Origin of the sequence: Candidatus Njordibacter sp. Uisw_039 (assembly GCF_047730075.1) — a bacterium.
Classification (GTDB): Bacteria; Pseudomonadota; Gammaproteobacteria; order Pseudomonadales; family Balneatricaceae; genus Njordibacter.
Genome location: NZ_CP159831.1, coordinates 2,934,025 through 2,952,807, shown reverse-complemented (window position 1 = coordinate 2,952,807; position 18,783 = coordinate 2,934,025). Strand labels below are relative to the sequence as shown.

At 47.2% G+C, this 18,783-nt stretch carries 18 protein-coding genes; 9 read left to right on the top strand and 9 right to left on the bottom strand.

Annotation, left to right across the window (positions count from 1 at the left end; all coding sequences use genetic code 11):
- The first annotated feature begins 31 nt into the window (after window positions 1–31).
- The 4 genes from ABXT70_RS14110 (at window position 32) to yczE (ending at window position 4,269) form a co-directional block, all read left to right on the top strand.
- A complete protein-coding gene (locus ABXT70_RS14110) occupies window positions 32–802 on the top strand; it encodes a gamma-glutamyl-gamma-aminobutyrate hydrolase family protein (protein ID WP_443641102.1) in 771 nt (256 codons plus the stop codon).
- A 3-nt stretch (window positions 803–805) separates the two neighbouring features.
- A complete protein-coding gene (locus ABXT70_RS14105; protein WP_443641101.1) occupies window positions 806–2,149 on the top strand; it encodes a glutamine synthetase family protein in 1,344 nt (447 codons plus the stop codon).
- 15 nt (window positions 2,150–2,164) lie between these two features.
- Window positions 2,165–3,532, top strand: coding sequence for an aspartate aminotransferase family protein (locus tag ABXT70_RS14100; RefSeq protein WP_443641100.1), 1,368 nt, complete (start codon window positions 2,165–2,167; stop codon window positions 3,530–3,532).
- 65 nt (window positions 3,533–3,597) lie between these two features.
- On the top strand, window positions 3,598–4,269 hold the full coding sequence (gene yczE / locus ABXT70_RS14095; protein WP_443641099.1) for a membrane protein YczE: 672 nt from the start codon (window positions 3,598–3,600) through the stop codon (window positions 4,267–4,269).
- Between the two features lie 35 nt (window positions 4,270–4,304).
- Here yczE and ABXT70_RS14090 read toward each other — a convergent pair whose 3' ends face one another.
- From ABXT70_RS14090 to ABXT70_RS14070, 5 genes are all read right to left on the bottom strand, one after another.
- Window positions 4,305–5,438, bottom strand: a complete 1,134-nt coding sequence (locus ABXT70_RS14090) for an MFS transporter (protein WP_443641098.1) — start codon at window positions 5,436–5,438, stop codon at window positions 4,305–4,307.
- 110 nt (window positions 5,439–5,548) lie between these two features.
- Window positions 5,549–6,373 carry an HpcH/HpaI aldolase/citrate lyase family protein gene (locus ABXT70_RS14085; protein ID WP_443641097.1) on the bottom strand — a complete coding sequence of 275 codons (825 nt, stop codon included), beginning with the start codon at window positions 6,371–6,373 and terminating at the stop codon, window positions 5,549–5,551.
- Entirely contained in the window at window positions 6,373–7,548 is a 1,176-nt protein-coding gene (locus tag ABXT70_RS14080; protein ID WP_443641096.1) for a CaiB/BaiF CoA transferase family protein, read from the bottom strand. Before ABXT70_RS14080 ends, ABXT70_RS14085 begins: the two co-directional genes overlap by 1 nt.
- Window positions 7,548–8,699, bottom strand: a complete 1,152-nt coding sequence (locus ABXT70_RS14075) for an acyl-CoA dehydrogenase family protein (protein WP_443641095.1) — start codon at window positions 8,697–8,699, stop codon at window positions 7,548–7,550. Before ABXT70_RS14075 ends, ABXT70_RS14080 begins: the two co-directional genes overlap by 1 nt.
- 7 nt (window positions 8,700–8,706) lie before the next feature.
- Window positions 8,707–9,546: an FAS1-like dehydratase domain-containing protein gene (locus tag ABXT70_RS14070; protein WP_443641094.1), complete on the bottom strand. Its 840-nt coding sequence runs from the start codon at window positions 9,544–9,546 to the stop codon at window positions 8,707–8,709.
- Between the two features lie 103 nt (window positions 9,547–9,649).
- Between ABXT70_RS14070 and ABXT70_RS14065 the strand changes: the two genes are divergently transcribed.
- The 3 genes from ABXT70_RS14065 (at window position 9,650) to ABXT70_RS14055 (ending at window position 12,515) form a co-directional block, all read left to right on the top strand.
- Entirely contained in the window at window positions 9,650–10,552 is a 903-nt protein-coding gene (locus ABXT70_RS14065) for a LysR substrate-binding domain-containing protein (protein ID WP_443641093.1), read from the top strand.
- Window positions 10,553–10,963: 411 nt separating this feature from the next.
- Window positions 10,964–12,277, top strand: coding sequence for an ammonium transporter (locus ABXT70_RS14060; RefSeq protein ID WP_443641092.1), 1,314 nt, complete (start codon window positions 10,964–10,966; stop codon window positions 12,275–12,277).
- Window positions 12,278–12,344: 67 nt separating this feature from the next.
- Window positions 12,345–12,515, top strand: a complete 171-nt coding sequence (locus ABXT70_RS14055; protein ID WP_443641091.1) for a hypothetical protein — start codon at window positions 12,345–12,347, stop codon at window positions 12,513–12,515.
- An 84-nt stretch (window positions 12,516–12,599) separates the two neighbouring features.
- On the opposite strand, the gene ABXT70_RS14050 is transcribed toward ABXT70_RS14055, so the two are convergent.
- Complete coding sequence (locus ABXT70_RS14050; protein ID WP_443641090.1) at window positions 12,600–13,577, bottom strand: malate dehydrogenase; 978 nt, start codon at window positions 13,575–13,577, stop codon at window positions 12,600–12,602.
- A 189-nt stretch (window positions 13,578–13,766) separates the two neighbouring features.
- On the opposite strand from ABXT70_RS14050, the gene ABXT70_RS14045 reads away from it, so the two are divergent.
- Entirely contained in the window at window positions 13,767–14,663 is an 897-nt protein-coding gene (locus ABXT70_RS14045) for a fumarylacetoacetate hydrolase family protein (protein WP_443641089.1), read from the top strand.
- Window positions 14,664–14,665: 2 nt separating this feature from the next.
- Here ABXT70_RS14045 and ABXT70_RS14040 read toward each other — a convergent pair whose 3' ends face one another.
- From ABXT70_RS14040 to ABXT70_RS14030, 3 genes are all read right to left on the bottom strand, one after another.
- Complete coding sequence (locus tag ABXT70_RS14040) at window positions 14,666–16,024, bottom strand: NAD(P)-binding domain-containing protein (RefSeq protein ID WP_443641088.1); 1,359 nt, start codon at window positions 16,022–16,024, stop codon at window positions 14,666–14,668.
- Window positions 16,025–16,188: 164 nt separating this feature from the next.
- Window positions 16,189–16,791 (bottom strand): response regulator transcription factor, encoded by a 603-nt coding sequence (locus ABXT70_RS14035; RefSeq protein WP_443641087.1) that lies wholly within the window; start codon window positions 16,789–16,791, stop codon window positions 16,189–16,191.
- A complete protein-coding gene (locus ABXT70_RS14030; protein ID WP_443641086.1) occupies window positions 16,788–17,936 on the bottom strand; it encodes an ATP-binding protein in 1,149 nt (382 codons plus the stop codon). The genes ABXT70_RS14035 and ABXT70_RS14030 overlap by 4 nt, the downstream gene beginning before the upstream one ends.
- 66 nt (window positions 17,937–18,002) lie before the next feature.
- Here ABXT70_RS14030 and radC point away from each other — a divergent pair, with 66 nt between their 5' ends.
- Entirely contained in the window at window positions 18,003–18,677 is a 675-nt protein-coding gene (gene radC, locus ABXT70_RS14025; RefSeq protein WP_443641085.1) for a RadC family protein, read from the top strand.
- Window positions 18,678–18,783: the final 106 nt, after the last annotated feature.

Here is an 18,783-nt window from a genome sequence, read left to right as displayed (position 1 = left end):
CTTGAGTCAATCGTTATTTAGCGCTACCTATATGTCTAAACCTCTCATCGGCCTTGTGTGTGAAGTAAACCAAGATGGCCTACATCCTTACCACCGCGTGAGCGAGAAATACGCCCGTGCCGTGGTTGATGCAATGGGAGCGGTGCCGGTCTTAATTCCAGCCTTAACTAATGCAGATAACCAATTAGATATGGACATAGACGCCTTATTAACCCACCTTCACGGTGTGCTTTTACCTGGTGGATACAGCAACGTTGAGCCACATCATTATGGCGCAGTCAGTCGTGCAGGAACCCAGCATGATAAGGCTAGAGATAGCCTAGCATTAGCGCTCATTCCAGCGGCTATAAAGCAGGGAGTGCCCTTACTGGCCATTTGTCGAGGTTTTCAAGAAATGAACGTGGCCTATGGTGGAAGTTTACATCAGCATGTGCAAGAACTGGATTGCTATAATGACCATCGGGAAAACAAAGCTGATGCAATAGAAATTCAATATGGCCACAGCCACAGTGTCACCTTAGCTAACGACGGTTTACTCCAGCAGTTGTTCGGTATGTCAGAGGTTCGGGTAAACTCGTTACATGGGCAGGGTGTCCATCAGGTGGGTAAAGGCCTAAGGGTTGAAGCGATGTCTGAGGATGGTTTAGTTGAAGCCATCACCGACCCCAATAGCCAAACCTTTAACCTAGCAGTGCAATGGCATCCAGAGTACCAAGCAACTAACGACGACCTCTATCAATCTATTTTTTCTGCCTTTGCTAGCGCCTGTAATGGTCGTTTGCAAAGCCAAGGCAGTCGGTGATCTATGACCAATTTTAATGGCCTAAAAGCATGGCTAAAAGAACATAAAATAACGGAAGTTGAATGCATTGTTAGCGACCTTACGGGTATTGCGCGGGGTAAAATTATGCCTGCATCTAAGTTTTGCGATGATGCGGGCATCCGCTTGCCAGAAGGTGTATTGGTAGCCACAGTTACGGGGGACTATTTAGACGATTACAGCATGATTGACCCCGCAGAAATTGATGTCTACCTAAAGCCAGACCCTAATGCAGCCCATCTATTGCCCTGGGCGAGTGAGCCTACGGCACAAATTATTCATGATTGTTATGATATCCATGGCGAATTGGTTGATCTGGCACCACGAACGATATTGCGAAAGGTACTTAAATTATATTCAGACTTGGGACTCACACCTATTGTGGCGCCAGAAGCTGAGTTTTACCTTACCCAAAAAAGTATGAACCCAGACTCTCCTCTGCAACCACCGATAGGGCGAACTGGCCGTGCTGAAACCGGCCGTCAGTCTTATAGTATAGATGCTGTGAATGAATTTGACCCATTATTTGAAGACGTTTACGACTACTGCGAAGCGCAGAATCTCGATCTAGAAACTCTGATCCATGAAGAAGGTTTAGGGCAGATGGAAATTAACTTCCGCCATGGTGAAGCCTTATCTCTTGCTGATCAGGTGTTCTTGTTTAAGCGTACCTTGCGAGAAGCCGCTTTCAAACACGATTTATCGGCTACCTTTATGGCTAAGCCATTACAAAACCAAGCTGGCAGCTCCATGCATATACATCAAAGTGTATTGGATGCGCAGGGCAACAATATCTTTGTAGGTGCAGATGGCGGCATCAGTGATGTCCTCAAACACTATATTGGTGGCTTACAAAAATACACCAAAGCGGCCACCGCTTTATTTGCTCCTAACGTAAACTCTTACCGACGCTTTTTGAAGGACGAATCGGCACCAGTGAACATGCACTGGGGCTTCGATAATCGTACTGTCGGTTTACGAGTGCCAGAAAAAACAGGCCCTAATATTCGTGTTGAGAACAGAGTAGGAGGCGCCGACGCAAACCCTTATTTGGCTATGGCAGCAACCTTAGCTTGTGGTTATTTAGGCATGCAAGAAAAGTTGGAGCCTAGCGCCCCTGTTGAAGGTAGCGCCTACGATAAAGGTACAAGAGAATTACCCCGCAGCCTAACTGAGGCCCTTATTCAGTTAGATCGATGTGAGCCATTACGAGAAATATTTGGTGATCGATTTGTGAAAGCGTATTTATCTGTGAAAGAAAAAGAAAATGATAATTTTATGCAGGTCATCAGTTCTTGGGAACGTGAATATCTGCTATTAAGTGTTTAAGAGGAAATTAATAAAATGAACGCAAAACAACACGACACTAAAGCACTACAAGAACTCGACAAGCAGCATTACATGCACCCGTTCACTGATTCGAAAGCCATGCACGAAAAAGGCACGCGCATCATCACTGGCGCAGACGGCTGTTATATATACGATTCTGAAGGCGGTAAAGTGCTAGATGGTATGGCAGGTCTTTGGTGTGTAAACATTGGATATGGGCGTCATGAGTTAGCCGATGTAGCTGCCAAGCAAATGCGCGAACTACCTTACTATAATAGCTTTTTTGGTACGGCACACCCACCAGTCATTAAATTAGCTGCACAGCTTAAAAAACTAGCGCCTGATCATATCAGTCACGTATTTTTCACTGGTTCTGGCTCTGAGTCTAACGACACTAACGTGCGCATGGTTCGTCACTATTGGCAGGCCAAAGGCCAACCAAATAAGCGTATTATCATATCTCGTGACAATGCATATCACGGCAGCACCATGGCCTCCATGAGCTTAGGGGGCATGAAAGGCATGCACGACCAGGGTGGTATCATTGATGGCATTGAGCACATCATGCAGCCTCATTGGTATCACGAAGCCTTGGCTGGTGAAACTGAAGAGCAGCTAGGGTTACGAGCGGCACAAGCCCTAGAAACCAAAATTATTGAGTGTGGTGCAGAAAACGTGGGCGCCTTTATTGGTGAACCAGTACAGGGTGCAGGTGCCGTTATTGTGCCACCAGCGAGCTACTGGCCAGAAATCCAGCGCATCTGTAAAAAATACGACATATTACTCATTGCTGACGAAGTGATTACTGGTTTTGGCCGCACAGGTAACTGGTTTGCATGTGAAACCCTTGGTATTGAGGCAGACCTTATGACTATTGCTAAGGGCCTATCTTCAGGTTATATGCCTATTGGTGGTGTATTGATTAGTGACCGAGTGGCTAAGGTAGTGATAGAAAGTGGTGAGTTTGCCCACGGTTATACCTATTCTGGCCACCCAGTTGCGGCAGCAGTAGCTTCGGCTAACGTCAGTATTATTGAAAATGAAGGTATGATAGCGCTGGTTCGAGATGAAACTGGACCATACCTGCAGCAACGGTTAGCCGAATTGCGGGATCATCCCCTAGTTGGCCAAATTCGTGGCATTGGTTTAATGGCGGCGATAGAGCTAGTAAAGGATAAAGAGAGCCATGCCAATTACCCTAAAGAGGTAGGTATTGGTGGTATTTGTCGTGATTATGCCTTGGCTAACGGCTTGGTTATGCGGGCTGTGGGGGACAGTATGATCATGTGTCCGCCTTTGATTATTAGTAAACTAGAAATTGATGAATTGATCGAGAAGACGAGGAAGTCTCTTGACCAGACCCTAACCCAAGTAGAGGGTTAGGCCTTTAAGTTGGTTAATGGCGTATCAACATTAATAAGTGTGAGAAATGATCGAAAATGAGGTTAATGCCAAAATTTTTATCTGTTAAAGAAGTGCCATCACTTTTTTGGAGTTCGCCGAAGGCATTGACCATAACCCCACCTATAGTCTCTGTTACTTTTCTTATCATAGGCCTTACGCTTTTTGGCTTAGGGGAAGCTTTACTCATTGCCGCAGGTGTTGGCGTGAGTCCTTGGACAGTTTTAGCCCAAGGTATTACCCATGTTACTGGGTGGAGTATTGGGTTTGCTACGTTTATCACTAGTTTTGTAGTTTTATTTTGTTGGATACCACTCAGACAGGTACCAGGTATTGGAACCATTCTAAATGCAGTGATTATCGCTTTGGTTCTTGAATTCCTACTGCCATTTTTACCAACCTTTGATAACTTTATGTTACAGCTTGGAGAAGCAGTGCTTGGTGTGTTAGTTACTGGATTTGGTGGAGGCTTATATCTAATTGCTAATTTGGGCCCCGGACCAAGAGATGGTCTAATGACTGGGTTGCAAAAAGTGACAGACCTGCCAATTGCTTGGGTCCGGAGTGGACTTGAACTAACAGTTATAGCTGCTGGGTGGGCCTTAGGCGGCAGTGTTGGACTTGGAACTGTACTATTCGCCTTAGGAATTGGTCCATCTGTTGCCGCTAGCATGTACTTCTTTAAAAGTGTTTTTAGTAAGTATACAGTCACTGATTAAGTGTTGGGAGTGTTACCAATACAGCATCAATAAACCTATTTCTTGGCCACCAAGTAGGCCGTAAGAGGCACAAACCCAATGAGCAGGGCCAGCAACCAAAAGGCTATGGACAAGCTCGTTATATCAGCAGTAAAACCGATCATAGCGGGCCCTATCAAAACGCCAGCATAGCCAGTTGTTGTTACAGATGCGATGGCTAGGCTAGCTGGCATTACTTTTTGCCTTCCTGCAGCACTGAAAAATATAGGCACCAAATTTGCGGCCCCCAAACCAATCAATACGAACCCAACCAGAGCAACTAACGGCAAGCTTGAAAGCAGAATCACAGAAATACCTAAGATCGTTACAATACCACCAGCAATCAGAATCCAGAACTCGCCAAAAACACTAATAATGCGATCTCCAGTTAAACGTGCAATCACCATCGCAGCTGAAAATAGAATATACCCTACACCAGCATTTTGTGGGGCTGCCAATTGGCGATCAATAACCAAAAGAGCACCCCAATCAAGGACAGCCCCTTCTACTAAAAACATAATTGCTGCCAGCAACGCTAGCAAAAGAACAATGCCACGGGGAAATACAAACAGGTGCTGTTCCACAGCACTGACAAATAAGAGACGCCGAATGGTTAACAACATCGCCATAAGCACTACGGTGGCTCCTATAAATGCAGCAATGATGAGCGACACACCCATTGATAAAAGCAGGGTCATCAATCCTGCTCCAAACAATCCGCCAATGCTAAATTGAGCGTGAAAGCTCGACATCAGTGAACGTTTTTCTTGGGATTCCACTTCAACTCCATGGACATTCATTGCTACGTCAATGGTGCCAAGAGAAGCACCAAAAAGAAATAGAGCGGTACCAAGTATAAAAGGTGTTTCAGCAATAGCTAAAGCAGGTAGAAAAACGATAAGTCCAAAGCCACCTAACATGACCATAGATCTAGGGCCACGTCGTGCAGCTACGAGCCCAGTCACAGGCATTGCGATAATAGAACCCAGTCCAAAACAAAGTAAAAGAACACCAAATTGGCGTTCATCGGCCCCAACATTTGCCTTTATAAATGGGAAAAGTGGAGCACAACAGGCCATTGAAAACCCAGCAGTAAAAAATGCCAGCCGAGTTGCAAGTCGGGCTGGCGCTGTGGAAGGAAACTTGGCCATTAAATATCCTTTTTTTAATCAAATTTAGGTAGGTAAGAATGTCGACCAACGGCACATTAACAAAGCAGGCCTCAGAACCAGACCTAAATGTTCTAAGTGTGAAATAAGCACTATATATTCCCATTACGCCTTATTAAGATCTTGTGGGCCAATTTTAGCACTGGTTCATCCACCATTTGACCACGAAATTGAAAACTACTATTACGCGTAACCGCTGCTTGTACCACCGCCGAAGCCCATTCTATTTGAGCATCACTGGGAGTGAATATATCCTCAATTATAGCAATCTGGTTTGGGTGTATGCACATCATACCGCCCATGCCGGCGGCATAAGAGTATTGGGCTGTACGGCGCAGTTGGTCATGATCGTTTATGGCAGTACAAACGCCATCTAAAGGGGCTGGCAGTCCCGCCATTAGGGACTGGCTTAGGAGCAAAAAACGGCCTTGATTGAGCATCGACTGACCGCCTTCATGGCTGGAGTCTAAGCCCAACTCCAAAGCCAAGTCTAGAGTTCCATAAAGTAGACGAGCGACTCCTGGCACCTGCACCGTAGCAGGAAGTTCGATGAGCCCTCGCACGCTTTCAATAATGGGCCACAAAGGGCAACTTAAGGTTGCCGCTGTGGATCTTGTGTTTTCTGCTTCTGCCTTAGGCAAAACTACACCCGCCAGTTTGGGGTGTTGGGTCAACGGCAGATCCAAGTTATAGTGATTGGTGTCAGCCGCATTAATTCTGAGAAGGACTTGAGCATCAGTCACTTCATCTAAAAACGCTACAACATGGTCACGAGCGGCAGCCTTGTCTGCGTCACCCACAGAATCTTCTAAATCTAGAATAACAGCCCCTGGGCCCGCGGCTATGGCCTTAGAAAAACGCTCTGGGCGATCACCTGGCACGAACAATAAGCTGCATATGTCGTCTAAACTGGGCATCAGATCACCTGTTTGTACTGCAGGGCCGCTACTTGCTCTTGGCTATAATCCAACTCTGTCAGAATGGCTATATTGTGTTCACCCAAAGCGGGCACTGGATCCATTCTCGGCTCTGGACCGACACCTCCTGGAGGAATAAGGGCAGGTATTAATCCAGTGCTGGTACTTACTTGTCGCCAGCGCTCGCGGTATTTTAACTGTGGGTGCTTCCAAACGCCGGCCATATCCCGCATCTGTGAATTGGCAATGCCGGCCCCTTCAAGGCGTTCGATCACTTGCTGGGCCGACAATTGGGAAAAGCCAGAGGTAATGCAATCTGTTAACTCTTTTTTGTTTTTCACGCGCAAGCTGTTGGTTATAAAACGGGAGTCTGTGACTAGATCGAGGTCTTGCAACACCAGTTTACAAAAGGCCTGCCACTCGCGCTCATTTTGGAGGCCAAACAGCACTGTGTTGCCATCCCCCGCAACAAATGGACCATATGGGAAGATTGTGGCGTGGCTTGCGCCTGCCCGGTCGGGTGGCACTGCCCCGCCATAGGCGTAGTAGAGCGGGAATCCCATCCACTCCGCCATTGCCTCGAGCATGGATACATCGATATTGCACCCCTGGCCACTTTGACCGCGCTGAATTAGGGCAGCGAGTATGTTGGTGTAGGCGTACATGCCCGCGGCAATGTCGGCGATAGAGATGCCCGCTTTGCTAGGAGTGTCGGTCGTACCTGTGGTGCTAATAAAGCCAGCTTCGGCTTGGATTAAAAGGTCGTAAGCCTTGCGGTCTTGATAAGGCCCCCCATCTCCGTAGCCAGATATATTACATACAATCAGCCTAGGGTTTGCTGCTTTAAGGTCGGCATAACTTAGGCCCATTCGAGAGGCTGCCCCTGGCGCCAGATTTTGTACTAGTACATCAGCTTTGGCCAATAGCTGATGCAGTATGCCAGCGCCTTCAGCCTGTTTAAGGTCTAAAGTGAGGCTCTCCTTAGAACGGTTGACCCATACAAAGTGCGACGCTAGACCGTTCACTCGCTGATCGTAGCTGCGAGCAAAATCGCCAACCTCAGGTCGTTCCACCTTAATAACTCGAGCCCCAAGGTCGGCCAATTGGCGCGTAGCAAAAGGAGCAGCAATTGCATGCTCTAAGCTAATAACAGTGATCCCTTCCAATGGTCGCATTAAAACGACCTCGGCAGGCCTAACATATGCTCGGCAACATACGATAAAATTAGATTAGTAGAGATTGGCGCTACTTGGTATAGACGTGTTTCGCGAAACTTGCGTTCTACATCATATTCGGTGGCAAAGCCAAAACCGCCGTGAAACTGCAAACAGGCATTGGCGGCTTCCCAGCTAGCTTTGGCAGCCAGATATTTGGCCATATTCGCTTCACCTCCACAGGCCTTGCCTGTGTCATGCAACTCGCAGGCTTGGAAGCGCATTAAATCCGCTGCTTCGATTTCAATTTTAGCTTCAGCGATGGGGAACTGGACGCCTTGGTTCTGACCAATAGGGCGGCCAAAGACCTGCCGCTCTTTGGTATAGTCAACGACCTTGTCTAAAAACCAGCGGCCGTCACCAATACATTCAGCAGCGATTAGTATGCGCTCCGCATTGAGCCCTTCGAGGATATAACGAAAGCCATAGCCCTCTTCGCCAATAAGATTTTGCGCGGGTATTTCTAGCTGGTCAAAGAACAGCTCATTAGTTTCATGATTGACCATGTTGCGAATGGGATTCACCGTCATTCCATTGGTCATAGCATCTGCAATGTCAACAATAAAAAGGGACAGGCCTAAAGACTTTTTTTGCACTTGGTCTAGGGGCGTTGTTCGGGCTAGCAGTATCATCAAGTCAGAATGTAACACACGGCTAATCCATACTTTTTGACCGTTGATCACATACTTGTCACCTTTGCGCACGGCGGTGGTTCGAAGTTTGGTGGTGTCGGTTCCAGTGGTGGGTTCAGTGACCGCCATAGATTGGAGCCGTAACTCCCCCTTGGCGATAGCTGGCAGGTAACGTTCTTTCTGCGCTTCAGAGCCGTGTTTCAATAGCGTGCTCATGTTGTACATCTGGCCGTGGCAGGCAGCAGCATTACCACCAGATCGATTAATTTCCTCCATGATCACACTCGCCTCAGCTAGACCTAGGCCGGAACCACCGTATTTTTCAGGTATCAGCGCAGCCAACCAACCAGCTTGGGTTAAGGCTTTGACAAAGTCTTGAGGATAACCACGCACTTCGTCTATTTGGCGGTGATACTCGGCTGGAAATGTGGCGCACAGGGCTTGTACTGCGTCACGAATATCTTGATATTTATTGGTCATGGTTTTCTCACTTTAGTGTCGCTTGTGCGTTAATTACAAGTGCTCCATCATCTCGGCGTACCCAAAGTTTGATGATTTTTCCGTCGTCATCAGGCTCACCATGTATGGAAAATGTGTTGGTTTCAAAAACGGGTGCAAGGACTCGGAATTCAAATTCACATACCACTGCTTGTGGTAGTTCACAGCGGACCAAGTCTAATAACATAGTCGCCATCAAGGGCCCATGCACTACTAATCCTTTATAGCCCTCCTCGTTGGTACAAAACGGCTGGTCATAATGAATTCTGTGGCCATTAAAAGTTAGTGCTGAATATCTAAATAACATCACTGGGTCAGGCTCGATATTCCTACTGAAGGTCGAGTCACGAGGAGCTTGCGCTGCTAGCGCTTCAGGGGCGTCTGAGTTAGGCTTTTCACGATAAACGATGTCATGCTCTTCTTCTAAGCATAGCGTATCTCCATCATGGATTTGATGGAGAACTGTCACAAATGCAAGCGCACCTGAGCGGCCAGATTTTTGTGTTACAGCCTTAATGGTAGATTTTTTGTTGAGCTGAGCGCCGATGTTCATCGGCGCTAGGAACTTCAGTCTACTTCCAGCCCACATTCGCCTGGGCAGTTCCAGCGGTGGCAGAAAACCACCCAACTTTGAGTGCCCGTCATACCCCTTGTCCTTCAAGTTGAACACTTGCAAAAAATAAAGCCAGTGCCACAACGGGGGTAATGGGTCACCGTCTTTATATAGGAGGCCCCTATGATTGAGCGTGGCAGCCATGGCGTTAGCCGGGAATGGCGCTATCCGCTCTTTGCTGCTCTCTGCCTTACCTACCCATTGGTCTACATGCATATTGTTAACTTTATAGATGCTTTAAGAGCATAATATTGCCATTCATTTTGAATTCTGTATATTTGTACGTTAAGAACGTCACGTAAACCGTGGATTAATGCAAATGAAAATAGATACCACTGACATTAAGCTGTTTATCAACATTGCCGCATGCAGTAATTTGACTCATGGTGCACGTGCTACCTACTTATCGCCTCCTGCTGCTAGCGCGCGTATTAAAGCCATGGAGTATGAAGCGGGTGCGCAACTTTTATATCGCAGTAACAAAGGTATAAGTCTTACTGCCGCTGGAAAAGTCATGCTGCATCGAGCTCAACTTATTCTGCGTCAAATGGATTATTTGGAAGAGGAGCTAACAGACACAGCGACAACGCATTTGAGAATTTTTGCAAACACCACCGCGGTGACCGAATTTCTGCCGGAAATTGTGGCGCAACTCCTGGCTATGCATCCTGGAGTGACGGTGGATCTTCAGGAGCGCCTCACAGACGATATTGTTAACTCTGTGGCAAATGATACTGCCGACATCGGCATTATTTCGGGTGAAATCCACAAACAGGGCCTACGAGCAATTCGGTTTTCCACTGATCGGCTGATGCTTGCTGTTTCCCCAGATCACCCACTAGCGCAACGACAAACCAGTATCACATTAAATCAAACTTTAGAGTTTGAGCATATCGCATTACATGAAGGAAGCACCATGTTGGAATTTTTGCGGCATCAATTCAGTCGTAGCGGCTATGACCGCACCATACGATTCCAAGTGCGTAGCTTTGAGGCGATGTGCAGGGTAATTGAAGCTGGAGTGGGTATAGGCGTAGTGCCTGAGTCGGCTGCAAAAAGGCACTCAAAAACCATGAACCTAAAGCTTCTGGAGCTAGCCGACAGTTGGGCATTGAGGGATCGAAGTGTGCTGGTACGAGATGGTGAGGCCCTGTCCAGCTCTGTGCAGGCTTTAATTGACATGCTCATATCAGCAGGTGCAGGAGGCAAGCTCTTGCATTAGAAAAATCAATATTAAGCCTATAAGCGCTGCCTTTCCCCGTGAGTAGTTGTGACATGGCACCTGCTAAGTCAGGTGATGTACTGCTTCTTAAGCACATCCAGAAGGCAAAAAGTGACAATTAACTTTACATTTCTTTGCAATTAACTGATTTATTGTCATTGATGTCGTTTTTGTCTGTTATGGAAAAACTCTTTATAAGTCAGTTAACACGGGCTATGCAGCTGGTTTTTACTGCCTTTTATAAGAAAAAGTATGACGGATTTGTGTTTGACGAGTGCATGGCTTCATGGTTATTATCATTGATGCGAGCTATGAGTATATCTTTTGTATGAATATATCCACCGCTCTCATCGCATAGTTGATGCGCCACTACCTTAAATTAAAAAATAACAACAAAATGGAGGGAGACTAATGACTCCTGAAGAAATGCAAGCAGCAATAGAGGCGTTGCAGGGTTTAAGCAACACTAACCTCGAAATATTTTATTATTGGTGTACCGCCATAATGGTCTTAATTCACGCAGGCTTCCTCATGTATGAAATGGGCGCCTCGCGAGTTAAACATTCACTGGCCTCTGGTACCAAAAACGTTCTAGCGTTCGCGTTCATGATCCCCACCTTTTATATGTTCGGTTGGTTGATCTACTTGTCCTTTTGGCAGGGCTTTACCTACGACCCAGTTTGGGGCGAGTTTGGTTTGCCTATGTCAGCCATTATGGGACCTAACATGGCAGACCAAGCCACAGGTGTATTCTGGGGTGCCTTCACTCTGTTTGCCTGTACTACGGCTTCGATCTTGTCAGGTGCGGTTATCGAACGTATCCGTATGGCATCCTTCGTTGTGCTAGCGGTAATTTTAGGTTCTGTAGTGTGGAACTTAGCAGCGTCTTGGGGCTGGCATCCAGCAGGTTGGTTGGTAACTGAGTATGGTTATCACGATGCTGTGGCTTCTGGTGTGGTACATACTATCTCAGGCTTCTTTGCTTTAGGTGTATTGATCAACCTTGGCCCACGAATTGGCAAGTTCAATGCAGATGGCAGTGCTAACCAGATCCGTGGCCATAGTTTACCTATGACCATTACTGGTTTGATGTTGATCGTTGTAGGTTTCTTCGGTTTCATCGGCGCATGTGTTCTGTATAACTACGGTGTAGGTGGCGGTTGGACCAACATTTACGGCGGCCCAACCACTCTTTCTGCATACCTCTTTAACACCTTGATGGCTGTTGCTGGTGGTATCATCGGTTGTTACGCCTGTACCCGTGATCCGTTCTGGATGATGTCTGGTGCATTGTGTGGTGTTATCTCCGCTGCAGCCGGTCTTGACTTGTGGTACCCACCATTGGCATTTGCTATTGCCTTTGCTGGTGGTTACTTAGGTCCTTGGGCTGCTGGGCAACTTGAGAAGATGGGCATCGACGACGCTGTTGGCGCAGTCTCAGTGCATGGCATTTGTGGTGTTTGGGGCTTATTGGCTGTTGGTATCTTCCTAGGCGGTTACCCAGGCTTTAGCTCTTGGGACGGCTTTGAGATTCCACCTATCAACATGACAGGCCAAGTGATTGGTGCAATAGTGATGATGCTAACCGGCTTTATTCCTGGTTATGTCTTGTCTTGGATCTTCAATAAGTTAGGTGTCCTTCGCGCTGGTGACGGCGTACAACGTGACGGCATGGATCACGAGTTGGAAGGCATTGCCTACCCAGAAGAGATTCGCTCTCAGTAACTTGAGCTGCACAAGCTAAACCTAAACAGGTTTAGCTTGTATCCATTAAGAATAAGAGGATTTACCTATGTTTAATTCATCACCAATTACTAGCTGGGAAGGTGCAGAAGCCATCTTCAGCTATGCTGACAGCCCTATGGGTATGGCGGTATGCTTTTGGGTTATGGCAGTAATGCTTGTAGTGCCACTTGTCGTGTCCTATAACGCAGAAGAAAGGGCTGAGATTGCTCATCAGTAAATGATGCTCAACTCTGAGGTCTAAAGTTGAGACCTAAAAAAACCGCCTTTTGGCGGTTTTTTTGTTTTAGCTCAATGATAACGATTACACTAAATGAGCAATAGCGTCGCGCTCTTCTTCTAGCTCTTGGCGAGTCTTATCGATGTAAGCTTGGCTTGCTGCATCAATTGATAAGCCTTGAACAATGCAGTACTCGCCGTTTTGGCAAGTCACGGGGAAAGAGAACATTAAGTCCTTAGGGATACCGTAACTACCATCACTAGCAATACCCATGCTGGTCCAATCACCGTTTTCTGTGCCCGCAGCCCAGATACGCATGTGGTCGATTGCTGCGTTGGCCGCAGAGGCTGCAGAAGATGCGCCACGGGCTTTAATGATGGATGCACCTCGCTGGGCGATGACTGGGATAAAGTCCGTGTCGATCCAATTTTGGTCTACTAGGTCCGTTGCTGTCTTGCCCTTCACTGTGGCATTGGTCACGTCGGCGTACATAGTGGCTGAGTGGTTGCCCCAGATGCACAACATCTTCACGTCACTTACACCGGCATTGGTTTTATTTGCCAGCTGGGTAAGGGCACGGTTGTGGTCTAAACGAGTCATGGCCGTAAACTGCAGCGGGCTTAGATCTGGTGCACTCTTCATAGCGATATAAGCATTGGTGTTGGCAGGGTTGCCCACGACTAGCACTTTAACATTGCCATTGGCATTGTCGTTGATCGCCTTACCCTGAGCGGTAAAGATGTTTGCGTTAGCTTCTAGCAAGTCTTTACGTTCCATGCCTGGTCCACGTGGACGAGCACCAACAAGTAAACAATAGTGAGCATCATCAAAGGCCACTGCCGCGTTATCTGTAGGCGTGATAGAGTTCACTAACGGGAACGCACAGTCTTCAATTTCCATAACCACGCCATTGAGTGCTCCAAGGGCTGGGGTGATTTCCAATAACTTTAGGTTTATTGGCTGATCACTGCCTAACATTTCGCCTTTGGCGATACGAAAGATTAGGGAATAAGAAATCTGGCCGGCGGCACCGGTGATAACAACGTTAACTGGGCTCTTCATTAGATACTCCGAAGCGTGGACCTTTTGAATGACTGCTTAGTGACAGGTAAAAGGTATAGAAATAGACCAGAATGTCGCGTTGATGTGGCATTGGGTCTTAAATGAAGCGTTATTATACCTAACATTGGTTAACTTCGGTATGCGACCAAGGCCTATTAAGCTAATACAGAATATTCAGGAGCAATTAACATGCATTATGTCACCATGAAGAACGGGCGTTTAGGTGCCGTTATAGAGAACTACTTAATTGATCTTGATGTGGCGAGTGTCGCTTTAGGCTTAGCCGTTCCATGTACTGATATGTGGTCTTTGTTAGATGGCCCCCAAAGTGTACAGGATAACCTTGAGGCCCTCGTCAAGATGGCTCATGAAAACAATATCGCATGTGTTAGCTACGGGCCAGAATTGGTGGGTCCACCGCTACCCCAGTTGCGCCGCAACGTGTTTTGCATTGGTAAAAACTACGCCGATCATGCAGCAGAAATTGCGGATAAAATGGGCATCAGCGCCGATCTCCCAAAATATCCTATCGTATTCAGTAAGGCGACTAATACCCTTATTGGCCCACTAGACTCCATTCCCCTACACGCTGGGGTAACCCGTAAGATAGATTACGAGGGAGAACTGGCTCTGGTGATAGGCAAGTCAGGGGTAAATATTTCGAAACAAGACGCATGGAGTCACGTCTTTGGTTTTGCTTGCTATAACGATGTGTCTGCTAGAGATTTACAAAAACGCCATAACCAATGGCACCTTGGTAAATGTTTAGATGGTTTTGGTCCCATGGGTCCGGCCATTACACCCACTTACGGCAAGCCATTAAGTGATGACCTGCGCCTCACCTGTAAAGTCAACGGCGAACTAAGACAAGATGCCACCTTGGCACAAATGATTTTTGATATTCCCACCCTAATAGCAACATTATCGGCGGGTATTACCCTAGAAGTGGGTGACGTGATTGCCACTGGAACGCCTGCAGGGGTTGGCATGGGATTTAACCCCATGCGTTTTTTAGTACCAGGCGATGAGGTGGAAGTGGCCATTGAAGGCACCCTTCCCCTCACCAACAGACTGGCTTTAGCCTAGCTCTAACCCTTACCTTCACCCTTGCCTAAATAGCATTCTAGGGAGTCGTCGAGTGCATCCTGCCATGGAGTGTGGTGGGCTGGCGCTATTTTACCGGTCAATGCAGACTTATAACCGTGGTCACGGAAGGCCATGATGTCTAGTTTTTTGTGCTTCTTCCACTGATAGAAGGCTTGGTTACAGTCTTCTAAGTCGATAGCGGGATAGTCGGTTTTTGCCATTAACTCCATGGTGTAACGGCCTTGAAAAGCAATGGCCTCATAGTCATCGGCACCAGCGTCTTCTTGGGCCCGCCAGTCATCAATGTCTTGCTGCATTTCTGGTTGTGTTGGCAAAGCCACACGACCCATAACGACATCCCTTGCATACCAAGCTTGAGCATCGAACATGTTAAAGGTGTACCACTGGTCCTGCATGCCAAGATAAAGCAGTTTAGGGTTATGCTGCCATACCACGCCGTTGTACAAATCTACGGGATAAAGTCGATTATTGGTCTTAAGCTTGAGAGACTCTTCCATAAACGGGAAGTGGTGAATGTAACCCGTGCACAGGATGATGGCATCAATTTGTTTTTGTGTACCATCAATAAAGTAAGCTGTATTTTCGTCTACCCGCTCCAATGCGGGAACTTCTTGCCAGTTGTCTGGCCAGTTATAACCCATTGGTGCGGTGCGGTGGGCCACGGTAATGGTTTTGGCGCCATACTTCCAACATTGAGAGCCGATGTCTTCTGCCGAATAAGAGGTGCCCAAAATTAACACGTCCTTGTCTTTGAATTCTAATGCGTCCCGGAAGTCGTGAGCGTGCATGATGCGGCCACCAAAATGATTGAAACCAGGATACTCAGGTACGTTGGGGGTAGAAAAGTGGCCACTGGATACAATAACGTAGTCAAATTCTTCTTGATACTGTTTGTTGTTCGGTAAGTCTTCCGCCGTAACGGTGAAGGTGTCTGAGCTGTCGTTGTAAGCAACGTTACGTATAACATTAGAAAAACGAATGTACTTGCGTACGTCAGCCTTTTTAACACGGCCTTCTATATAGTCGAACAATACCGCACGAGGAGGGTATGAGGCGATTTCACGGCCAAAGTGTTCGTCGAAAGAGTAGTCGGCAAACTCCAAGCCTTCCTTAGGGCCGTTAGACCAAAGGTAGCGGTACATACTGCCATGAACAGGTTCACCATATTGGTCTACACCCGTGCGCCAGGTGTAATTCCACAATCCGCCCCAGTTTTCCTGCTTTTCAAAACACACGATTTCTGGAATTTCTGCACCCTTGGCTTGGGCAGATTGGAATGCTCGTAATTGGGCCAAGCCGCTTGGCCCTGCGCCGATAATGGCAACACGTTTTTTACTCATGGAACACCTCGTTAATTGATCTATGGCAAGTTTTTATTTGAGTACTGACAGACTAGCTTAAACAGGGGCGATTAAATATTGTGGAAAACCCGTAGTCTTGCCCATCGCCAACAGCGAGCCACCTTTGCAGTTGTCACCAACGCTGAAAAGAGGCTTACAGGCCCCTACTTGGAGATCTTAAAGTAACTTTTAACAAGCTGTGCCAATGTTTTAACCCCGAGTTTAAGCATCACACTAGCACGATGTACCTCAACAGTTCTCTCACTAATACCAAGATCAGAGGCAATCACTTTGTTGGCGAGGCCGTCCACAACTAGAGCTACAACCTGTTGTTCTCTGCTAGTGAGACTATTAAACTGGGTTTGATGTTCAAGCGCTAGCTGGCGCCTCTGACTATTAGCTTGATCAGCGGCAAAAGCTTCGGCTACCTTATGTAATAACTGTCGCTCATTCACCGGCTTACGCAGGTAGTCTAGTGCGCCATTACGCATGGCTTCAACGGCCATAGGCACGGTGCCATGGCCAGTAATGAATATCAATGGTAGTTGGCAACCCATGTCATTGAGATGGGCCTGCAGTTCCAAGCCATCCATGCCTGGCATACGAATATCCGCAATAATGCAGCCGTTCAAGTCGGTGGTGAATTGTTGTATAAACTGCACAGCGTCTGCAAAACAAAGGGTGTGATAGCTATGGCAGGACAGCCACAAGCTTATGGAGTCACGCACGGCAGGGTCATCATCTACAATGAACACCGATTGGCTCATGCTTGTACCTGTGGAGCGATGGCTAAGTTGAAGAAAAATTCTGCGCCAGCTGGCGTTAAATTGCGGTAATTCAATCGGCCACCATGCGCTTCAATGATGGCTTTGCCGATGGTTAGGCCCAAGCCCATGCCCACAGCTTTGCCCGTGTGCTTATTCGAAGCAAAGGCTAAAAATAATTTATCAGCCATGCTGTCTTCGATGCCGGTGCCTTGATCGGTTACCTTTATCCACAGCTGCTGTTGATCGATTACTGCTCGCAGTTCAATGGCGCTGCCAGACGAACATTGGTTGGTTTGCATAGCCTGCATGCCATTACGTAATAGATTAAGAATAACCTGTTGAATTTGAATCGGATCACAGGAAATTAGTGGCAAGTGCTGGGGGATTTTTAAGTCAATGGTGAAGTGCCTAACCTGTGCTTCAATTTCTGCCAAATCTTTAATTTCTTTTAATAAATCCGTTGGATTCACCTGATCCTGTTGATGGCTAGATTGGTAGCTCATGGCTTGCATGCGCTCAATCACTGCCCCAGCGCGGTGGGATTGTTGAGCCATTTTGTCCATTACGTCCAATAACTTTTCTTGCTGGCCTTGCTGGGCTAACAGCTTTGCTGACTTGCTGTATATGGCGATGGCTGTTAATGGTTGGTTGAGTTCATGGGCAATAGCAGCAGTCATTTCCCCAAGGGTGTTAAGGCGTTCTACGTGCGCCAGTTGCTCGCGTTGTTCATTGACCATGCGCTCTGCATGGCGCAGGCTGGTAATATCAGTGATAAAGCCTTCAATAATCGCCGTGCCATCATCGAGCCTGCCCACTACTCGCCCCCTTTCCCATACCCACTTATGGGGACCAGTGCGCGGCACTATGCGGTATTCCACCTCAAAAGGCTGGTCAAAATCAGCAGCTGCACGCACCTGTCTGTCAACTTCTGCTACATCATGGCGGTGGGTAAAGTCACCCCACAAAATAGATTGCATTTCTAATTCTTGGCTTCGATAACCACACAAGGCTTCACAACCTTCGCTGACAAAGCTCATGGGCCAATGGGGCAGGTTAAGACAGCGGTAGGCCATGCCGGGCAAGTTCTTAAATAACGTTTGTAAACCGTCATTGGCGTTATCGTGGGTATCTGTAAGTTGGGTCATGGTGGTGAATTAGCTATGGGCTGCTATGCTTTAGCTTTAACCTAATGGATTAGGAGCATGGATGCAATGGCGATTTCACAATGGCCCATGTCAGAAAGGCCAAGGGAGCGGCTGCTAGACCTAGGGCCCAAACACTTGACTGATGCAGAACTGGTGGCCATCTTTTTACGTACTGGCAGTGTGGGATTATCGGCAGTGGATGTGGCGCGCCAACTGCTGTCTCGCTTTGGAAGCTTACATCAGCTATTAGCTGCAAGTGCAGAAGATTTTTGTTTGCAAAAAGGTATTGGGCCCGCTAAATATGTGCAGTTACAAGCGGTATTGGAGTTGGGTTTAAGGCTTCAAAAAGCGCAGCTCAAAGAATGCATAGATCTAAACACAAGTAAAAAAGTGGGTACTTACTTACAATGTCAGATAGGGCAGTATGCAAGGGAAGTCTTTTGCTTGTTATTGCTCGACAAGCAACACCGATTGTTAGAGTTTGTAGAGTTGTTTCAAGGCACCATAGATAGCGCCAATGTGTACCCCCGTGAAGTGGTTAAACTGGCTTTAACCAAAAATGCAGCGGCAGTAATATTGGCTCACAATCACCCGTCTGGGGTGGCAGAGCCCAGTGCCAGTGATAGACTCATTACACAGGCCTTGGCGGATGCTCTCGCACTTGTTGATATCCGCATCTTGGATCATTTTGTAGTGGGACGCAGTGAGTGGGTGTCGTTTGCCGACAGGGGCTTAATGTGAGCCCTCATTCTCCTTGCCAATACCCATCTAATCTGCTAAAGTCCCGCCTCCATATTTCCACCTCCAGAATTCAGGTGGTTATACGGCTGGTACGGATAATGGCCCT